The organism is Desulfoconvexum algidum, from assembly GCF_055382125.1.
This window is the reverse complement of record NZ_AP042394.1, coordinates 4360583-4379692: the sequence shown is the minus strand read 5'-3', so window position 1 is coordinate 4379692 and position 19110 is coordinate 4360583. Positions and strand designations below refer to the sequence as shown.

Here is a 19110-nt window from a genome sequence, read left to right as displayed (position 1 = left end):
GAAAAAGTTAAACACCATTAAAGAAATCTTGTTTTGGTCGTATATTAATCTTGCCATGGCCCATACTGAAGTTGACAGAAAACAAAATAAGTATGCTCCTTTTAATTAGATGATTAGGGCAAAATATTCAAAGGTCTCAACGAAGGGTCAATGAATATCCGAACACTTTTCGGTCGCTAATGATACTAAGACGCTATTCGAAATTAGTGGCCCTCTGTGTAAGGATAGATGTCGCCTCAATTAAAAATTGAACTGGGGCATTGAGGTGATAAATATGATATATCCTACCCGTTGTTCCATAGTCTCATTGTATCCATGTTAGGCTGGGTGCATGTTTCAGTTTTTTAAATTTTTTTCATATTTCAATTGACAAAAAGCGACTTTCTATCTATTAATTGAAGAATATATCCTCATTGTTCACATAAAAAGCCCATATGTATACTCAGTTACTTGCTCTTATTTCTGTGATATTCTTACGGCATATCAGTACTCACTAACATAAAAGAGTATTCCTGTTGAAGTTTTTTTGAGTTCCTTAGAAGGCGATTACTTCTCACCAATTAGAAACATCGCCTGGTCATTTACGGAAAATATTTACTATTGCGTGCTACTTTTTAATTATTTGGAGGAACATAATTGAAAAAATATGAGAAGACTATTTTTAGCCAACACTTATTCATATTTAGAAGATTTGGTGTCGTTTTGGTGTTAGTTTGCCTTCTGGCTGGTTGTTCCTCATTTTCCGGCTATCCTGATAGAGCGGTATCACAGGATCAGCTTATTAAAGAAGCGACACCACTACTCACTCGCGTGAAAATTGAAGAATGTATGGATAGTGAGACGGTGGTCTGCAGAAATAAAATTATTTCGACGGGCATCCTGGTTGTGGACACGAATTTCTCTTTGTTTGAAAAGGCTCTATTTACGGAGGCCCGAGGTTCCTCTTTCCTTGCAACTGTTACTACGCTTGGACTCAATGTAGCCGGAGCTGTTAATCCTTCCGCCACGATTTCTGCTATATCTGGGGGGATAATAGGCGCCAAGGCTGCTTTTGATAAAGAAGTTCTCTTCGATCAAGCCGTTCTGGCGATTCACACTCAGATGAGAGCTGAGCGTAACAAGGTGGTCCTGCGCTTGCGCAGCGGTATGAGAAAAAAAATCGAAGTATATCCTCTGGGCATAGCTCTTGCCGACCTTGAAGTATATTACGAAGCTGGCACACTGCTCAGTGGATTCATTGGCATTGCCGAGTCGGCAGGTGTCGAGTCCAAGGCGGCTGAAGTGGCGTTACAGAAGGAGCTTAGTTTTTCCCTCTTGGATAGTGCTGGGAGTAAGTTTGAGCAAGCGATTTGTCGTGGCGAAGCAAATTGTCCCAAGCCTGATGTGACAAAGTTTGCCGAAATTAAATCTTGTTGGCCAAAAGCCAATGTTCCGGCAGAAACATTGATGATAGATTTTATACTTCAAGAAAAATTTGCAGAGCAGAGAGCCATGGTTGCTATCTGCATGGGACTGTAAACTTTCACTTTTTTGTGTTTGTGCTGCAAAATCAAAGAGAAGGGGGATTGAAAATGAGTATCACACGAATAATTACCAATATCCCTCCGGAGCGGGTCAATTTCGTAATCGCGCTGATCCGTGCTGACGGTGGGACTTTCGAGCAGGAAGTTGAGCCAGATGGAGAGATAACTATCATCGCAACTTATTCAGCTAACTCTGAATTCGAGCAAGAAAATGCGACGATAGCATCGCCGGAGTTCAAGTGGATGGAAGTCGCTCGCGCTGAACTCGGACAGACCGAGGGCGGTGCAAGCGGCAGCAATCCCCGCATCGAGGAGTATCACGCGACCACAAGGGGTGGAGTGGCACCAGATTCTGTTCCTTGGTGCTCCTCTTTCGTTAACTTCTGCGTAGAGAAAGCAGACATACAGGGAACTAAGTCCAAGGCGGCACGCTCATGGTTGGATTGGGGAATCGAAGCGGATGATTTCGTTCCTGGTTGCATTGTTGTGCTCAAACGAGGCCAGCCTCCTAGCGGTCACGTTGGGTTTTATGTTGGTCGTGAAAGTGGTCGCATTGTTCTTATGGGGGGGAATCAGCGTAATAAGGTTGACATCGCCAGCTTCGATGTCGATCGTGTCATAGCTCGGCGTGTAGTAGCTTGAATCTGTGAGAGGGGTGAGGTGAGACGTTGAGGCTGCAAAACAAAATTGCCAAATAAGATTCGGAATAAAATTTAGACAAAAAACGACGCTAAACCAATGTAAAACGATTCTAATCATAAGAAATTGCAATATTTTTAAAAAAATAGAATTCAAAACCTCTGACCGAAATTAAAATTTTGGATAGGCGGAAAGGAATTTTAAATTTTTTAATTATAGACCTTGATACTGAGACAACATTATTAACGTTGACTTACGAGCAAATTCTATTCCGAGGCCATTTAAAGGAGTTCTATGGCAAATAATGATCCAACCGGCCATGCGTCTGGAAATACATGGGATACCCTGCACAAATTTTTTACTGCGGGATTGGCCTTGGCCACTATGCTGCTCGGATTTTGGCAATTTATTGCGAACAATAAATTAACCGCAGTAAAGCTGGATATGGAAAAAAATAAGACCGAATTCACGCAACAGCTAGAAAAAAAACAAGCCGCACTCAAACAGCAGGTTGAAAAAACCACACTGGTTGATCAAATGCTGAATCGAATTGAAGGGTATATTGAAAAGCAACCGACTCTGAGTGAAGAAGAAAGCATTGATAAAAAAAAACGGGGTTTGACTGCAACAGATAAAATGCAGATCCTCATATCACTGCTAAAAATAAAAACCGAGGTCCATTTACAACAGACAGGCCAGCTTGAAAAAGATGAGCAAAAAGACCTGGTCAAGGCCATCCCGCTCTACTTTGCTCTTCTCTCGGAAAACGACGAAATGCTCGTCACCATAGGTTCAAAGCTCGAAGATCTTGCCCTGTGGGTACCCTTGGCTAGGGCGACTGCAGATCCAGGCGTAAAAGAAACTGCTGCCCGGGGCCTAGAGAGAATCGCCGCCTTGACAACCGATAATAAAGTCCGTGCCTTCATCATTGAATCGCTATTGGAATTAACCGTAGACTGGCAGGTTCCAGAGCTGATCAACCCGATTGCAAAAGCCTTAGGCAGTGTTTTGACAAGAATTGTCGAGGAAGACCGGGAAGACTCACCTGAACTTGCTGAAGCATTCAAAAAAGCAAATGAAAAGTGGGACTTGTTCAGGGTCGCACAAAAAACAGTTCCTGGCACACCCGGCTCATCAGAAAAAATAATCCCAAAGGATGTAAAACCTGAAATTGTTGAGCAGGTCAGTCAGGTTTTTCAGGAATATCAGGCACCTTTACAGGCTGATCCGAAAATCCAAAAATTGATTGATCGGCTTGAGTCGAAGGATAAAAATGTCCGGCGTTCAGCCCGGAGCGAACTGGGGAACGCGGCCGAAAAAGCCGTACCAGAATTGTTAAATATTCTCAAAACCGACAGAGGCAAAGTGTATCGAATTCGCCTGGGTGTGATCACGGCCTTTTTACTCATGGATCAACCGGTAGAAATCCCAGCCGACAGAATTTATCTGCTCACCGACTTACTCAAAGACAAAGACAGCACGATCCGGAAAAACACCGCCAGTTTTCTGATCGCTTATATAGAATCGCTTGGCAAACGACCACCCAAAGACAGCACCCTGTCCATAGAGAGCACAATTGCCGATCTGTTCAGAAACCTGGGCGATCGTAATAACAAAAACGGGGTCTACAATTCCATTGTAGTATTGGGAGAAGTAAAAAACAAATTACCAGACAATTCCCCCGAAATGATCAAGAACCAGCTAAAGAAGACAAAAGAGGATCTGACAAATGACCCACAGGACTGGCGCAAGACCATTTCTCTGATTAATCGACACATAAAGTAGGGAAACCAGAAAATTTGATTGCAATTGGTCAAATATAATTAAGATTCCATTCAGCATAATTGGAGAAAGACCATCGTTTTGGGGAGGACATCCTGAGCTTCTGGAATTAAAATCCAGAAGTTAACAAAAGTATACATCTATTGGGGTTCGTTTCTTAAAACCATTTTGTGCAGCTCTTTTTTACCCTCTGGTATCTTTGTTCCTGTACTCAGGCCCCCGTGGAGAGGTCAACACCCATTCCAAAAAATATCTCTGCGTTTGCATGGTGTGCTAGCTCGGGTCTCAGCACCGCAAGATTCCTGCTTTATCATCAGTTTTTATGTGTATACTTCATATGGTTGCTCCAAATGTTAAGTTTTGTAAGGTTCTCATGAGGCTTGTAGGGCTCAGACCACGGCCCGGACTAAATCATTTTTAATTACTCCACAACTTGTGACTAAAACTGTGATCCGTTTCTATTAGACCGGATTTTATCCAGTCCTCACATCAGTAAAACACCGAATTCTCACGCATGTGTAGACTTCAAAAAAGCCCTGTTTTGTCACCTTATCGTCACCCTTTTATGACCAAATATTCACAGTTGAACATTCTCCCAAGACAAGCTTACACCAGTTCATTTGTGTGGTTAGTCATCTACGAACCTAACACTCGACCCGGTTAACTTGTTCTCAAGGACTGGTTGGAAGGTTTTGGCAAACGATAGGTTTTATAACACAAGGCGTTCATGGCGGCTGAGCCGCATTACACTATATGGGCCAGACCCAGCATCGAAAGTCATTCTTTCAGATTAAAGTGTATAATATAAAAAATTTACTGAGGAAGGTATTAATTCATGTGCTATGAATTATCGTCAGGGTATCTTTTTAAAATATCCAACCACAATATCAGGAAATTTGCAAAGGGAGAGGCAGTGGAGGGGGGCAGGTTCCTATCGGATTTGAATGGCAGCGTGCCCCACGGACGGGGCCAAGCGCCATTCATCTCGGAGCCGGACAGGACGTTCGGTGAGAATGAAGCGAAGAGCCTTACCCCCTCCGTCGCCGGCACTTGTTGGAATCCTTTAGGGGTTATGGCAAGTATCGAAATGTCTTTTGTTATTTTCCAATTGGCTCAGATATTGGATAGGTATCTGTTTTTGTTTTTGTTTTTGTTTTTGTTTTTTTATCCCGATATGTCCTTAATTTGAAGCCACGATACCGATTCCCAGGAAAATAAAAGACCCGCCAACGATTTTATTAAAATAGTTTCCTGTGGTGGGTCGGGTAAAAGTGTCTGTAATCCTCGCCCCGCCCAGGGCATAAATCATCATACAAGCAAAGGCAATGGTGCTTAGGGGACAATTAGAACCAGGTATTGGGCGAGGGGGAAACCGTGGGATCGATAAACTGGGGAAACAGAGCGGAGAAAAAGACAATGGCTTTGGGGTTGGCTGTCACATAAAATCCCTGGGAAAACCGTTTGGAAAAGGAAGAGCCCGCAATTGAATTCCCGTGATGGGAAGGTTCGAGGGGCATGGGTTTAGAACGCCAGATACTCAGTTCCAAATAGATGAGATATGTGGTGCCAACATATTTGAGTGTGAGGAACAGAGGGCGTGATGCCGTTAAAACAGCTTCCAGCCCTGCAATGGAAATACTGGCCTGGATTATGCTGGCACAGGTGTTGCCAAGGGCGGTTGCCATGTTTTTTTGTGCCGTATTTAACCCCATGGGTCAGGGCCAGGATCATGCTGGGGCCCGGAATGATGGATGCCACAAAAACTATTGTCATATAAATCACAAAAAAATTCCATTCTTATCCCTTTTTGGGGTGGGAGGGAATGAATTGTACGAGACACAGGGAGATGAAACTGAAAACCGCCCCTGCCAAAAAGGGAATTTTATAATTCACCATCCATAACACACCGCCAACAACCGGGAGAATAACCGCGGCAATATGGTTGATGGTAAAACCGACGGCGGCACTGGCCGCAATATCCCTGGGATCGGCAATCTTGTGAAAATAGGTTTTAATGCCCATGGCAAAGCTGAAAAATATATGGTCCAGGACATAGAGGAAACCTGCGAGCATCTTTGATTCCACAAAGGCATAGGCAATAAAGACCAGGATGAGGACCAGGTATTCCATGGACAAAAGTTTGCGTTCACCAAACCGGAGGATAAATCGTCCGATCATGGGGTTGATAAAAAATTTAATCACATTGTTGATCAGGAACAAGATGGTAACATCCTGGACGGAAAAATCAAACCGTTTTACCAGCAAGAATACGGCAAATGCCATAAAAATCTGACGCCTTGCCCCGGCCATAAAGGTTAGAAAATAATAGAGCCAATATTTTTTCTTGATCACCATCCTTTTTTTTTGGGGGACAATTGTCTGTTTAGATGGTTTTTTTGTAAAGGCCCAGATACCACAGCCACTGATGAGGCATCCAAAGAGAATAAACATGGCTTGATAGCTTAAAAAAGGGGCCATAAGAAAGATAGCGATTCCCACAAGAATACTGGCAACAGCTGCAAATTGCTGCTGCTCGGCAAATACGATGGGAGATGTCTGCTTGTCAAAGTATTGGAGGGTCAGCGACTGGCTGCAGGTTTCATAATAGTGAAACCCGAAACTCATGATCATGGTGGTGATGGCAAGGCCTGCAAAACTGGGCAAAAAACCGGTAAGAAAGATCCCGGCCCCCAGGAAGAGTATGGAAAGGGCGGCCAGGCGATGTTCTTTAATCACCAGCAGCACATAGGTCACCAACAGTGCCAGAAATCCGGGGATTTCCCGGATGGATTGCAAAATTCCGACATGGTGACCGTCAAGCCCCACCACGTTGACGCCAAAATTATCAAACAGTGTCCGCCAGCATTGGAGGCCAACAGTGGAGCAGATGGTCAGAACGATGAGATAGGAATACATCTGCTCTTTTCTATGGGTAGCCATGGTTATTTTATTTTTTTAAGAATGGTTTCCACTACTTGTTCAGCCGTGTCGCCAAACAAGGTTTCAACGGCAACCAGATTTAAGAAGTTATCATCCCACTGGATGTTTTCACTTTCAAGAACCCAATCTTTTAGCCGGGTATATTTTCCCCCCAGGGCCTTTATCTTTTTCAAAAGAGAAACTTGTCCGGGTGTTTTAAAGGCCACATTCAACGATAGAATATATTCAATGATGTTCGGAGTTGAGGGTGATTTGGAGATGACCGGAATCACCAATATGCTTTTATTGTCCTTTCTTCCCTTTCCAATATAGACATTGCCTTCCCTGACAATGATATTTTTGGTCCCCTTCAGCCGGGGGTCACTTTCCACCCGGGAGGTTTCCTGGGTGAGAGAACCGGTTTTGCCGATAACCTTGATTTTTGTTTCCGGGGTGACCTCTCCCAAGAGGCTGAGCCCTGAGATCTGGTATAAAAGGCCTCCCTTAACCGTTGAGATCACTTCCTGGAGGTTTTTGATGACCAATACATTCTTGTTGGTCAACTGGGATATCTGAATATCATTGGCGTTAAGTTCATCAAATATGGTGCCTTCAAATACTTCAGAGATTCGGCTGGTACCCACGGTAACGGTTTTTGCCTGGTGTTTGATGGCATCCACCGGTCTTGCCAGGGTATTAATGGCCGTTCCCATATTATCAAAAAAGGTGTTGAGCATGTTGGAGGGGGTCCCCTTTATCTCAAAGTCAATTTCAAAATCAGAAACCGGTAACCTGCCGGACAGGTATTTTAACAACAGGGTGAGATTGGCCACCGTATCAAGGCCCATGGAACTAGGGAAAAATTTCTCCCGCCTTTTTTTAGAGAATTTATTGTAAACAATGGCTATTTTCTCACGGAAATTTTTTTCCAGCAACACCTCGTATTCATCGTGGCCTATGGCCGTATGTTCATCCAGAACATCCTGGATTTCCGCCCTGCAGGTGTACAAAAATCTTGAGCCTTCATTAATGGTAAGGGCGGCATAATATCCCCAGAGATGACCCACCAGGGTGTTGAGCACCGGGGCCAGGTGTTCGCTGATTTCCGGGATTTTAAAGACATCTTTTGCATAAAGGTCAAACCGGTCTTCTCCAACCGTCGTGATCACCACGGGCCAGGCTTTATGGGCATGGAAAATAGCGCAGTCTTTGATGATATCACCCAATACACTTTCCCGGGTACCGGCGGCACAGACAATGATCAAGGGTTCAGAGGAAAGGTCAATGTGTTTTTTGTCTTCCACAAAATCAGACGAAATCGTTTTATAGCAAAGCTCTGATAATTTGATTCTGATCTCATCGGCTGATGTTTTGTTGGCGCCGGACCCCACGGTTGCCCAATAGTTTTTGGCGACTGCCAGGCGGGAGGCAGAGGTCTTGATTTCTTCTCGCATGTTAAGGATGGTCTGCATCTTTTCAGGCAGGCAGATCAGTTCTTGTATGCTTTGGGTAATAAATTCACTGGACCTTGCCCCCAAAATTTTTGAAAGATGGAGGCCTAGGATGGCGCCTGCTGTCAGCTGGGAATAGAAAGCCTTGGTGGAGGCCACGGACATTTCAATATCCCTGCCGGAACTGGTATACAGAACACCGTCGGTTTTAAAGGTCAGGTCGGAATCTCTTCGGTTGACAATGGCAATGGTTCTGGCACCGTAGCCTTTTACCATGTCAACGGTGCGGTTGGTATCTGTGGTGGTGCCGGACTGGCTCATGGCAACCACCAGGGTATTGGCCATGGCATTTTTATCCGCTCCATTGTCAAGAATACTGAACCCGGACAATTCCGATGATTTGAGTGCCCTGATGGTAAGTTCTTTGTCTCCCAGGTAATGGGTTAAAAGGGTGGCACATCCCTGGGCAGCTATTCCGGCGGTTCCCTGGCCGATGAAATAGATTTTTTTAATCGTTCCTTGTTTCAATTGTGTTTCAAGGTCTGCTGGAATCACCTGTTCTCCCAGGTTGGTTTCAAAGAAACCAGTGTCGGGGATCAGGGTAAATTTGTTTTCAAGGGTCTTTGCAACGGACAGGGGCGATTCTGAAATTTCCTTGAGGAAATAATGGGGAAAGTCCTGACGGTCAATGTCCCGGGAGGTGATCTGGCTTGTCAATACATCGGCGGCATCCAGCAAAATGGGCCGGCTGTCATAATAAAAAGAACGAATTCCCTCCACCCCACCGGATGAGTTCTGGTCAAGGACAACAATCTGGCCGTTTTCTTCTCCATTGAGTTTGATATAATCCTGGGTCTCTTCAACAACCCCATAGAGCTCCGAGGCGGCTATATAATGGTCCGGGGCAATCCCCACAAAAATGGCCTGACCGCTGCCTCTCTGGGCAAGAAACAGTTTTCCGGGGGCGAGGTCCGTGTGCATGCTGATGGCATGGGAACCCTCGAAATCATTGACGGCAAGCCTGAAGGCCTCTTCAATGGGAGCGCCTTGCTTTAAGTGGTGTTCAATCTGAAGGGGAATGAGCTTTGTATCGGTATTGATGGATTTATGGATCTTATCGTACCGGGCCTCATATTCTGTTTTCAGTTCAAGATAATTGTCAATATCTCCGTTGAGGCACACATGGATGATACCGGTTTTTTCGATTTCTTTGTCCGTGGGGGTGTTGTCAACCGGGTGGCAGTTGGCAACCGAGATATCCCCCACTGAAGCCCACCTTGTATGGGCGGAAACTGAGTTGGATCTTACCGTGTAATTGGCCAGCAGCTGGAGCAGATGGTCATTTTTTATCTGGCTTCTGATAAAGGCGATGTTATCACCCAAAGCGCCAATCTCTGCTGCAAATTTATATGCAAAGGAAATGCTGACCAGATGATCTCCGGTGATTTCTTCGACGGTATCATTGATATTGATGCTGTTGTTGGACAGGACCAGGTGATTGGTCCTGGTTTTCAGACTATCGGAAAGTCCCGCGTGGACGAGTCCTGTGCGGAAATTTTCAAATTCAGCTTTTGTAAGGGTAAGGACAACAGAGATTCCGGCAGAGTCCCTTCCCCGTACTTCAAGCCGGTCAATGCTGTTTAGAACCGAGTTGATCCGTTTGAAAATGATCAATCCTTGGGGGTTGGCATCCGGGGTTATTCCCCTGGATAGTTTTTTTACGGCACTTATATTGTCCAGAACTTCATTTTTCAGGCACCAGAAAATATCCTTGAGCTTTTCGATGCGCATGGAAATGATCTCCACATCCGAAGAAGTGAGAAGGGGCCCTGTTCGTTTAAATTCCTTTTCCTGGTCTGCTATGGTTTGACGTAAAGAATCAATGATGTCGGTGAGCTGGGCAAGTTTATCATCTCTGAAAAACAGGGTGCTGAAAACAGATTCTAATTTTAAAGTCTGGGCTGTTTTAAATAATTGCTCAAGCACCTGATCCCCGCCAAGATATTCATTTATAATGGAGGGGGAAACGGTTTCCGGGTTTGTTCCTGTTGGCAAAAGAATCTTTTGCTGCAATTTTGATATCTCTTTTGAAAACTGAACCAGATCAAAACTTATCTCTTTTTTTCCACCCTTAAAGGCCACAAAGGCTGAAATGCCGCAGGATAAAACCGTTGGGTGGTATGGAAATAAAATAAGGCTGTTTGTTTTTGCCCTGGCGAGCGATTTTCCAACTTCAATGTGGGCCAAAGCCCTGTGGATTAGATTGAAAAGACCTTTTATTGCCGACATTTATTTTCCTCCACCAAGCGTTTTTTTTAGGTTAATCCTTATCTGCTTTGTCCAATTGTGCTGTCCTTACGGGTATTTTTTTGAAATAGGTTTTCAGAATTGTCCTGGCATAGCTACTGGCCCGGGTTCCGATATATTTTTTGTGACCCACAACAATGGCAACCGCCAGCGCTTTTTCTCCGGTTTTTTCTTTGCCAAATCCGATGAACCAGTCATATTTAACAGTCCTTTTCCGGTTATACAGGGAACCGGTTTTTCCGCCAATGACAAGCTTTGACAACACTTTGTCCCGTGTGAATCCCCGGAAAGATTTTTTGGCAGTTCCCCTGGTAACGGTTTTTTCCATGAGCCGGATCATTGTGGTTGCTGTTTTGGGCGTTATGGCAGTTTTATAGTCTTCTTTTTTCCCTTTGTAAATGATTTGTCCATTGCTGGTTGTAACCTGGTTGACAATACGGGGGACAAGGGAAGTCCCTGAGTTTAGAATGGTGGTCACGAGCATGGCCCCGAATATGGGCGAGATCATGGTGTCTCTGTTAAATCCGCAGCCAAGTTCCGCCAGATGGTAATCACTTTCTGTAACGCTGAACCTGCCGGATTCAAAGGCCAGTTCCGAGTCCGGCTCCTGGTTAAATCCAAAGGCATGGGCATAGGTGGAAAGTCTTGTTCGTCCCAGATAGTTTTTTCCGATTTTACCAAAAATAGGATTTATGGACTCTGCAAAAGCTCTGGAAAAGGAGATTTTTGACGTATATTTGTTTCTAGTCTCAGCGAGCTGGCGTTTGTAGAGGGTATACTTGTTTCCGTTAAAATACAGGGGGGTCTGGGCCGTGTACCCTAAAGAATCGATGGCTGCAGATGCGGTGATGATTTTGAATATACTGGCTGCCGGATAATCCGATACCATACAGGGATTGGCATCTAAATTGTCCAGGTCAAAGCCTGCCATTGCCTTCAGGCTTCCATTGGAAGGGTCCATGGCAACTATGGCAATTCGTTGGGGTTTTCCCCTGTTAAGGGTTTTTAGCCGGGTCATGGCTGCTGCAAGTGTTTTTTGCAGCCTTGTGTCCAGGCTGGTGGTAAGGGTGTAGCTTTTATCTGGGGTGTCCACAAAAAATACGTCTCGATCGGCATTGAGAAACACGGTTTCTTGAATCAACCCTTTTAAATCAGTTTTGGACAGGGTTATTTTGGGTGGGGCCTGTTCTTTTACCGGGTATGATGCTGAAGCGGTTTGTGGGTGCTCTTGTTTGAACAAGGGTTCCAAATCTAAAAAATGCCAGGCGCCAAGGATTAAAAGACTGGGTATGGAAAGCATTATTGCGAGTCGGACATATTTTTGGAGCAATCGTTTCTTTTGCCGTTTTAAAATAAACGCAGATTGATGAACTTGCCAGGTGTTTTCTTTTTTATGGGTATACAAATAATTGTCCGAAGGGCTTTAGCCCGGAAGAATAACCTTCCAGGCAGGTTTTTTTTGTGAATAGGGATACAATTTTATCGGTTGCAGCACTATTTGACGGAATTCCCTGGTAAAAGATCCTTTTCAAATCCAGACAAAATCAACTCTTTTTTATGGCTTGCGGCAAGCACCATGCCCTGGGAGAGTTCTCCCATGATCTGGGCTTCTTTCAAATTGGCCACCACAATGACCTGCTTGCCCACCAACTCCTGGGGGGTGTAGCTTTTTCCTATGCCCGCAATCACCTGACGGGTTTGCGCTCCCAGGTCGACCACAAGTTTCACCAGCTTATTGGAGGTTTCAATTTTTTCAGCCGATAGAATCGTTGCCGCCCGTAAATCTATTTTAGAGAAATCCTCAATGGAGATTTCTTCTTTTAATGCCGGTTTAAAGGCCTTTGCCTTTTTAACCGGTGCATTTTTAGGGGACGCGCTTTTCTTGATGTCAATGCGGGGAAACAAAATTTCCGGTTTATCAAGGGACGCTCCTTTTTTTATTTGGGCCCAGGGTAAAATCTGGTCCAGGGCAAAAAAACCTTTGGTCGGGATTTCTAAACCAAGTGCCCGCTGCATTTTATGACTGGTTGCCGGCATCACAGGATAGATGAGGCAGGAAACCACCCGGACTCCTTCTATCAGGTTATATAACACCGTCCCGAGTGCAGATTCTTTTGAGGGGTCCTTGGCCAGGGACCAGGGTTCATTTGTGTCGATATATTTGTTCATGGTGCTGATAAATGCCCAGATGGATGCCAACCCCTTGTGAAATTGACAGCGTTCCATGGCCTCTTTAAACCCGTCAATGGCCGTTATTGCATTGGCTTCAAGACTAAATTGTGCCGCAAGCGCTGGATCCTGCCCCATTATCTCGCCCTTAAAGTATCGAGTGTTCATGGAAAGAATCCGTGAAAACAGATTGCCCAGGTCATTGGCAAGATCTGCGTTAATGCGTGCTACAATGGCATCTTCCGTGAAATTGGCATCCAGTCCAAAGACCATCTCCCGCATGAGAAAATACCGGAAGGGGTCCACCCCGAATTCCTTTGTCACTTCAATGGGATCGGTCACATTACCGATGCTCTTGGACATCTTGCTGCCTTTTACATTCCAGAACCCGTGGACATTGAGACCCTCATAGATATCGATTCCTGCTGCCTTGAGCATGATGGGCCAGTAAATCCCATGGGGTTTGATGATATCTTTTGCTACAAAATGCCGTGTTGTGGGCCAGAAGCGCTTGAACTTATCCCCATCGGGATAGCCCAGGGCCGAGACATAATTTACCAGGGCATCAAACCAGACATAGGTCACATAGTCCGGGTCAAAGGGCAGGGTGATCCCCCAGGTAAGACGGGTCTTGGGCCGGGAAATACATAAATCCTCCAGGGGCTCTTTTAAAAACGAAAGAATTTCATTTTTATATTGATCGGGCTGTATGAAATTTTCGTGGGTGTTGATGTGATCAATGAGCCACTCCTGGTATTTGCTCATTTTAAAGAAATAATTGGATTCCTTTATTTTCTCCGGGGCCACGCCATGGTCGGGACACTTTCCGTCCACCAATTCGCGTTCCTGGTAAAACCGTTCACACCCAAAACAATACAGGCCTTCATAACTTGCAAAATAAATATCTCCGGAATCATGAATTTTGGTTAAAATAGCGGTTACCACCTGTATATGCTCCGGGTCGGTGGTCCGGATAAACTGATCATTTTTAATCTGGAGCAGGGGTAAAATATCCTGGAAGAGTTGGCTGATTTGATCGGCATAGGCCTTGGGCGAGGTGTTTTGTTTCTCTGCGGCCTGGACAATTTTATCCCCGTGTTCATCCGTGCCGGTTAAAAAATAGGTTTCCTGGTTATCCATTTGTTTGAACCTTGTTGCCACGTCGGCGGCAATGGAGGTATAGGCATGTCCCAGGTGGGGTTTTGCATTGACATAGTAGATGGGGGTTGTAAAAAACTGACGCTTTTTTTCCATGGGGTCGTGTCCTGTCCTATATATTTTTCAATTCACTGATTTTTTTTTCAATTTCCGTTCTGTCTTCCAGGCGTAGGGTAATACTTCCTTTGAGCACATTCTGCCTTACCACTTTCCCCAGGCCTTCTTCAACGGTAATGATCTTGCCCAATTTGGGCATTTTCCTTTTCAAATACTTGTAGGTACTGTTTTCAAAGGTCAGACAGCACATGAGTCTGCCGCACACCCCGGATATCTTGGTGGGATTCAAGGAAAGCCCCTGCTCCTTGGCCATTTTTATGGAGACGGGTTCAAAGGTATGCATGAAGGATGAACAGCAGATCTCTCTTCCGCATTTACCCAGTCCACCGCAATGCTTTGACAGATTTCGGATACCCACCTGGCGCATTTCAATGCGAATGCTGTATTCTTTGACCAGTAATTTGATGAGTTCTCTGAAATCGATTCGGCCATCGGCTGTATAGAAAAAGGTCAGCTTGTTCCTGTCAAAGGTACTTTCAACACTGAACAGGTTCATTAAAAGGCCCAGGTCATTTATGCACCGGGCACAAAATTCCTGTGCCCTGATTTCAAGCTGTTCGAGTTCTTCTCTTTTGATGAAATCTTCTTGGGTGGCCACCCGGACAATCTGCTTGAGTTTTTTTTCAATTTTTTCTATTTCAACCGGTGGCCTGGCAATGGTTCCAAAGCCAAGTCCCTGTTCGGTTTCAACAATGACGTGGTCCCCCTGCTTCAGGACAAAGGCATCACTTTTGAAATCATATATTTTTCCTGCGGTCTTAAATTTTACACCGGCTACTTTAATCATATATATAGGTTCCTATACCATTGATAATTTCAGGAAAAAGCGATCCAGAGTCAACCGGATTGAACTGTTTGATGCCAGTCGTCGTTCGGTTTCATGAAAATCTTTTACCCATCCAAGAAATGTATTGTAAACATGCATTTGACTAATATCTTTAAATGCGTCAAAAAAATCAAGGTTAACTATTTTTTCAGGGCTGTATTTAAATACACAAAGATCCCTGAGAACCATATTAATGATGGTCATGGCTTCTAAAATTATGTCGGGATCCATACTCAGTTTTTGTGCGAGCATAAGTCCCCTGTGGATTTTGGATTCATTTTGAGAGGTAACAAGGCCAATGATTTCTTCAATAATCCAGGTGCGCTGTTTTTGCCAGTCTCTTTCGATTATTTGCTTTCCATCTGCGTCCAGGTTCAAAAACATAAGGGCTTTTTTCAGGTCTGACCCTGCTGTCTGGGAGAAAATGTAGGCTTTTTTCGGGACAATCCCATACTGGTGGACGAGTGTCTCCTGAATCTCATGGCAGGAAGGGGGACAGAACCTAAATTGTCGGCATCTTGAAAGAATGGTGGGTAAAAGAGTGGGGGTATGGGTTGCCGTCAGGATAAAAAAAGTATTTTCCGGTGGTTCTTCCAACATTTTGAGCAATGCGTTTTGGGCCTGGACATTCATTTTGTCTGCATCCTCGATCAGGACCATGCGCTTTCGTGCTTCATTTGGCTTTGCAGTCAATAACAGCCCAATTTCCCGGATCTGGGAAATTGAGATTGCTTTTTTTTTTTCGGACAGAGAAACCTGGAGGATATCCGGGTGCATGCCTGCATTTATTTTTTTGCAGGGCAGGCAATCGTTGCACGGTCTGAGGGTGTCAGCTATACAATTACAGGTTTTTGCAAATTCAAATGCCCTTTTAATTTTTCCGGTATTTTTTTCCCCGGAGAAGAGAAGGGCATTGGGAATTTTGTCTGCCTGAATGATATACGCTAATTCAGAACCTATCTGGGAGATGTCGGTTTTTTGATCAAACGCCGACATCCCTTGATCAATGGACATCGGTTAGTAATCTACCCGCTCCTTCAACTCTTTCCCACATTTGAAAAAGGGCAGTCGTTTGGGGGGAATTTGAACCTTTTGTCCGGTTTTGGGATTCCTACCGGTATAGCTTTTGTATTCCTTGATATGAAAGCTGCACAAGCCTCTTATCTCAACCCTCTCCCCATTGACAAACGCGTCTGCCAGGGAATCAAAAAAAAGTTTAATCACTTCTGCGGCTTCGGCCTTGGTCAGGTTCGCCCTTTCCTTTAACGTGGAAATCAATTCAAGTTTATTCATAAATCCTCAATATGCAATTAAAAAACGTGTTTCATTTTGTCTGACTTTTATTGAATATTTAATAAAAAGTCAAGGGGTTATGATAGGAAGTCGGGAATTTTTTCAACATTTTCTCCATCCATCTCCACACCGGCATATTGACCGAGAAGATCAATTTTAATGATGACACGTCCCCTTCCCTTGTGCCGGGTAAACTCTCCTTTTATGCCTGCCATGGGACCCTCTAAAATCATCACAGGATCCCCTTTTTGAAGTAAAGTGGAGCTTCCTGTAATGAGATCCACATTGGCAGCAGTCATAAGCTGCAAGGATTTTATCTGGGAATCGGGAATGGGAACCGGTCCCTGGGTATTTCCCAACAGCCGGACAGCACCAAGTGTCTTAAGAATATTGAGCTGGGCCGATGGCGCTAGGGTGGATTTGACAAACAAATACCCAGGGAATAAAGGGACCTCAATCATTAGTTTCCGGTCTTTTCTTTTGCTTTTTTTCCTTGTTCTGGGTAAAAAAGCATCTATTTTTTTTCCGGTAATAGCATTGTAGACGGTCTGCTCAAAATTGCTTCGGGTCAAAAGAGCAAACCAGTTTAAGCATGTGTTCATTGGGTGCCAAATCCTCCAATTCCGTTAAGGGTGACCAGAAAGGAGATACTAGTGTCCGCAGAGGTATCTTTAAATTCCATTCCTATTCCCCAGCAGTCTTGTTTAATGGTAAACCCCACAATGCTTTCAACGTTTTCGTTTGTCATTAAATTGGCTTCATATGAACAATAGGCCACCAGGGAATCGGTAAGCGTCACATTCAGCCGGGTGTACCAGGTTTCCAAAGAGTCTTCAGTATACTGGTAGCTGGTACGGATGGAATCCCCCCGGTTGTCACTTATGTTTGCTCCCACCTCGGTTTCTGTGAAGTTATTGTCGTAGGGAGACCAGTCAACATCTGCGGTTATGGAAAAATATTGAACAGGGTTGAATTCACTTTCAAAGGAGAGGTCCGTCCAGGGACTTGAGTCGCGATCCGTAATGCTATAGCTTTGGGATAATTTTATCCAGAGAATTTCCTTATACTTATTTGACTGGGTTCCATCCTTGTTTTCAACAGCGTTTCGGGTGATAAAGCTGTTGGTCAGGGACCAGGTAACAAGATTTTCCTCATCAAGGCTGTCAATGGTGTCAAAATAGGGCAAATCGTCCTGATCTACATTGGGCTGATAGGCATATTCAAGCTTTGGCACCAGGGAATGCTTGATTTTTTCTGCAAACCCATTGTTCAGGGTGAAAATTTTGTTGATGGTGGTGGACAGCTGGGCCCCGACGTCGTATATGGCACGGGTCCTGAAGGTTTCGTCATTGCCATCATCATCGGTATAGTCGTCCGTTGTATAGGCTGTTCCCCGGGTGCCGATATAGGGCTCAAAGAAAAAGGATTTGCCCAGCTGGGTGGGAAGGTAGAACTTGGGGTATATGTCAAGTCGTTGGCCGTTCACAAGGGGCGTGCTTGCATCCGGGTCGGTGTCCTGCCGGTAAAAGGATCGAAATTCCGAGTCCAGATTATAATAGACACTGGATGCCCCGATCTGCTGTTTGGACGCATCAAATTCAAAGCTGGGAAGGGTTTGCAAGGTGGTGTCATCTGTGTCGTCCTGGCGTGCCTCAACATCGTCATACCAAAGGGCCTGGGCATTAAAGCTATAGGTGGACCAGTTCTTACTGACGACCAGGCTGTTTTTTCGGGTGGTGTCATCATATTCATCCAGGCTTCTGCCAAAGGCGGTTCCAAAATACTCATTGGTCTCATCATATCCGGTAAACCCGCTCTGGAATTCCTGGAGATAATCGGCATCGCTGACAACATCTATATCCAGTTTCGCTGTGAACCCGTTGGTCAAATCCTGGTTATGTTTCATTCGAAACCAGTACCGGTCAGTGTTGGTCCGATCGGCCGTGCTGTCATAGCTGTAATTTTCGTTTGCCTCTGTGCTGTCACCTATTTTTGAGTCATCCAGATAGTCCATAAACATGGCACCTTTGGAGGCGCTATCCAGAACATACCTGAATTCACCGGCAACTTTTGTGCCCCGGTCCGACATATAATCGGCATAAATGCTGGCATCCATATTTTTTGAAATGGCAATAAACAGGGACTGCTCGTATTCATACCCTTTTCTGTCTGAACTGGTTACCCTTGGGATTAAAAGTCCTGTCTGGCGTTTGACCTTTACGGGAAAGGAAAGATAGGGAGAATAGAGGGTGGGGATTTTTTTTGCCCACAGGATCGTATGGTTGGCACTGCCATACCCTTCAATCGTTACCTTGATGTTTTTACCGGTGATTTTCCAGTCCGGGGTATCTCCTTTACAGGAGGTGATGGACCCCTTGTCTGCACTATAGGAAAATTGCCCTGTTTTTTTGATGTTTTCGCCACTGATATAAAAATTATTTTCCTGGATAAAAATGGTCCCTTTGTTGATGGTCCCTTTTTCTGTCAAAAGATTGATCTGCATGGCATTGCAGGTGATGGAATCCTGGCCGGAAATAAGTAGGACATTGCCCTGGGCAAAGGCATCCTTTGTGATGTTTGAAAATTCCACATAATCTGCTTCCAGTCGTGTTGTTCCGCCGGTGATCACCACATCATCTTCAGCAATATAGAGTTTGCGTTCATCGTCATAGGTCACCATGAGAGCGGAAATATGCCAGGAGATCTCCTTGGGGTTTTCAGGTAGCGGTCCGGCAATGACTCCCCTGGCTGAAACCAGACAACAAAAAAAAGCAACTGCCCCCATCAGCGACAGTCTTCTTTGTAAAAATAAACAAAACATGGCGATCCAGTAATAAATTGCACATCAATTAAAATTACTGTATAAAGCCATTTTATAGTGCAAAAGTCAAGTCAGAATAAGCTTGGAAAGATCCGGCAAGACATA

Annotated in this window: 13 protein-coding genes; 3 read left to right on the top strand and 10 right to left on the bottom strand. The window is 44.7% G+C overall.

Annotation, left to right across the window (positions count from 1 at the left end):
• The first annotated feature begins 636 nt into the window (after window positions 1-636).
• From ACZ45G_RS19835 to ACZ45G_RS19825, 3 genes are all read left to right on the top strand, one after another.
• A complete protein-coding gene (locus ACZ45G_RS19835) occupies window positions 637-1518 on the top strand; it encodes a hypothetical protein (RefSeq protein ID WP_464172231.1) in 882 nt (293 codons plus the stop codon).
• Window positions 1519-1571: 53 nt separating this feature from the next.
• Window positions 1572-2165, top strand: coding sequence for a TIGR02594 family protein (locus tag ACZ45G_RS19830; RefSeq protein WP_464172230.1), 594 nt, complete (start codon window positions 1572-1574; stop codon window positions 2163-2165).
• A 291-nt stretch (window positions 2166-2456) separates the two neighbouring features.
• On the top strand, window positions 2457-3947 hold the full coding sequence (locus ACZ45G_RS19825; RefSeq protein ID WP_464172229.1) for a DUF445 domain-containing protein: 1491 nt from the start codon (window positions 2457-2459) through the stop codon (window positions 3945-3947).
• Window positions 3948-5287: 1340 nt separating this feature from the next.
• Here ACZ45G_RS19825 and ACZ45G_RS19820 read toward each other — a convergent pair.
• The 10 genes from ACZ45G_RS19820 to ACZ45G_RS19775 form a co-directional block, all read right to left on the bottom strand.
• The gene (locus ACZ45G_RS19820; protein ID WP_464172228.1) at window positions 5288-5656 is read right to left on the bottom strand and encodes a LysE family translocator; all 369 of its coding nucleotides are present in this window, start codon (window positions 5654-5656) and stop codon (window positions 5288-5290) included.
• An 85-nt stretch (window positions 5657-5741) separates the two neighbouring features.
• Window positions 5742-6884 carry an MFS transporter gene (locus ACZ45G_RS19815; protein WP_464172227.1) on the bottom strand — a complete coding sequence of 381 codons (1143 nt, stop codon included), beginning with the start codon at window positions 6882-6884 and terminating at the stop codon, window positions 5742-5744.
• Between the two features lie 2 nt (window positions 6885-6886).
• Window positions 6887-10603, bottom strand: a complete 3717-nt coding sequence (locus tag ACZ45G_RS19810) for an SIS domain-containing protein (RefSeq protein WP_464172226.1) — start codon at window positions 10601-10603, stop codon at window positions 6887-6889.
• A gap of 31 nt (window positions 10604-10634) precedes the next feature.
• Window positions 10635-12026, bottom strand: a complete 1392-nt coding sequence (locus ACZ45G_RS19805; RefSeq protein WP_464172225.1) for a penicillin-binding transpeptidase domain-containing protein — start codon at window positions 12024-12026, stop codon at window positions 10635-10637.
• Window positions 12027-12115: 89 nt separating this feature from the next.
• A complete protein-coding gene (gene metG / locus ACZ45G_RS19800; protein ID WP_464172224.1) occupies window positions 12116-14044 on the bottom strand; it encodes a methionine--tRNA ligase in 1929 nt (642 codons plus the stop codon).
• A 16-nt stretch (window positions 14045-14060) separates the two neighbouring features.
• The gene (locus ACZ45G_RS19795) at window positions 14061-14852 is read right to left on the bottom strand and encodes a PSP1 domain-containing protein (RefSeq protein WP_464172223.1); all 792 of its coding nucleotides are present in this window, start codon (window positions 14850-14852) and stop codon (window positions 14061-14063) included.
• Window positions 14853-14864: 12 nt separating this feature from the next.
• Window positions 14865-15905 (bottom strand): DNA polymerase III subunit, encoded by a 1041-nt coding sequence (locus ACZ45G_RS19790; RefSeq protein ID WP_464172222.1) that lies wholly within the window; start codon window positions 15903-15905, stop codon window positions 14865-14867.
• Between the two features lie 3 nt (window positions 15906-15908).
• The gene (locus ACZ45G_RS19785) at window positions 15909-16184 is read right to left on the bottom strand and encodes an HU family DNA-binding protein (RefSeq protein ID WP_464172221.1); all 276 of its coding nucleotides are present in this window, start codon (window positions 16182-16184) and stop codon (window positions 15909-15911) included.
• A 77-nt stretch (window positions 16185-16261) separates the two neighbouring features.
• Complete coding sequence (locus ACZ45G_RS19780; RefSeq protein ID WP_464172220.1) at window positions 16262-16786, bottom strand: UpxY family transcription antiterminator; 525 nt, start codon at window positions 16784-16786, stop codon at window positions 16262-16264.
• Window positions 16783-19005: an LPS-assembly protein LptD gene (locus tag ACZ45G_RS19775; RefSeq protein WP_464172219.1), complete on the bottom strand. Its 2223-nt coding sequence runs from the start codon at window positions 19003-19005 to the stop codon at window positions 16783-16785. The genes ACZ45G_RS19780 and ACZ45G_RS19775 overlap by 4 nt, the downstream gene beginning before the upstream one ends.
• Window positions 19006-19110 lie beyond the last annotated feature (105 nt).

Excerpts from the sequence above, each read along its gene's own strand:
- metG (WP_464172224.1), bottom strand. The coding sequence starts at position 14,044 with ATGGAAAAAAAGCGTCAGTTTTTTACAACCCCCATCTACTATGTCAAT.
- ACZ45G_RS19815 (WP_464172227.1), bottom strand. The coding sequence starts at position 6,884 with ATGGCTACCCATAGAAAAGAGCAGATGTATTCCTATCTCATCGTTCTG.
- ACZ45G_RS19785 (WP_464172221.1), bottom strand. The coding sequence starts at position 16,184 with ATGAATAAACTTGAATTGATTTCCACGTTAAAGGAAAGGGCGAACCTG.
- ACZ45G_RS19825 (WP_464172229.1), top strand. The coding sequence starts at position 2,457 with ATGGCAAATAATGATCCAACCGGCCATGCGTCTGGAAATACATGGGAT.
- ACZ45G_RS19820 (WP_464172228.1), bottom strand. The coding sequence starts at position 5,656 with ATGGGGTTAAATACGGCACAAAAAAACATGGCAACCGCCCTTGGCAAC.
- ACZ45G_RS19780 (WP_464172220.1), bottom strand. The coding sequence starts at position 16,786 with ATGAACACATGCTTAAACTGGTTTGCTCTTTTGACCCGAAGCAATTTT.
- ACZ45G_RS19810 (WP_464172226.1), bottom strand. The coding sequence starts at position 10,603 with ATGTCGGCAATAAAAGGTCTTTTCAATCTAATCCACAGGGCTTTGGCC.
- ACZ45G_RS19790 (WP_464172222.1), bottom strand. The coding sequence starts at position 15,905 with ATGTCCATTGATCAAGGGATGTCGGCGTTTGATCAAAAAACCGACATC.
- ACZ45G_RS19830 (WP_464172230.1), top strand. The coding sequence starts at position 1,572 with ATGAGTATCACACGAATAATTACCAATATCCCTCCGGAGCGGGTCAAT.
- ACZ45G_RS19775 (WP_464172219.1), bottom strand. The coding sequence starts at position 19,005 with ATGTTTTGTTTATTTTTACAAAGAAGACTGTCGCTGATGGGGGCAGTT.
- ACZ45G_RS19795 (WP_464172223.1), bottom strand. The coding sequence starts at position 14,852 with ATGATTAAAGTAGCCGGTGTAAAATTTAAGACCGCAGGAAAAATATAT.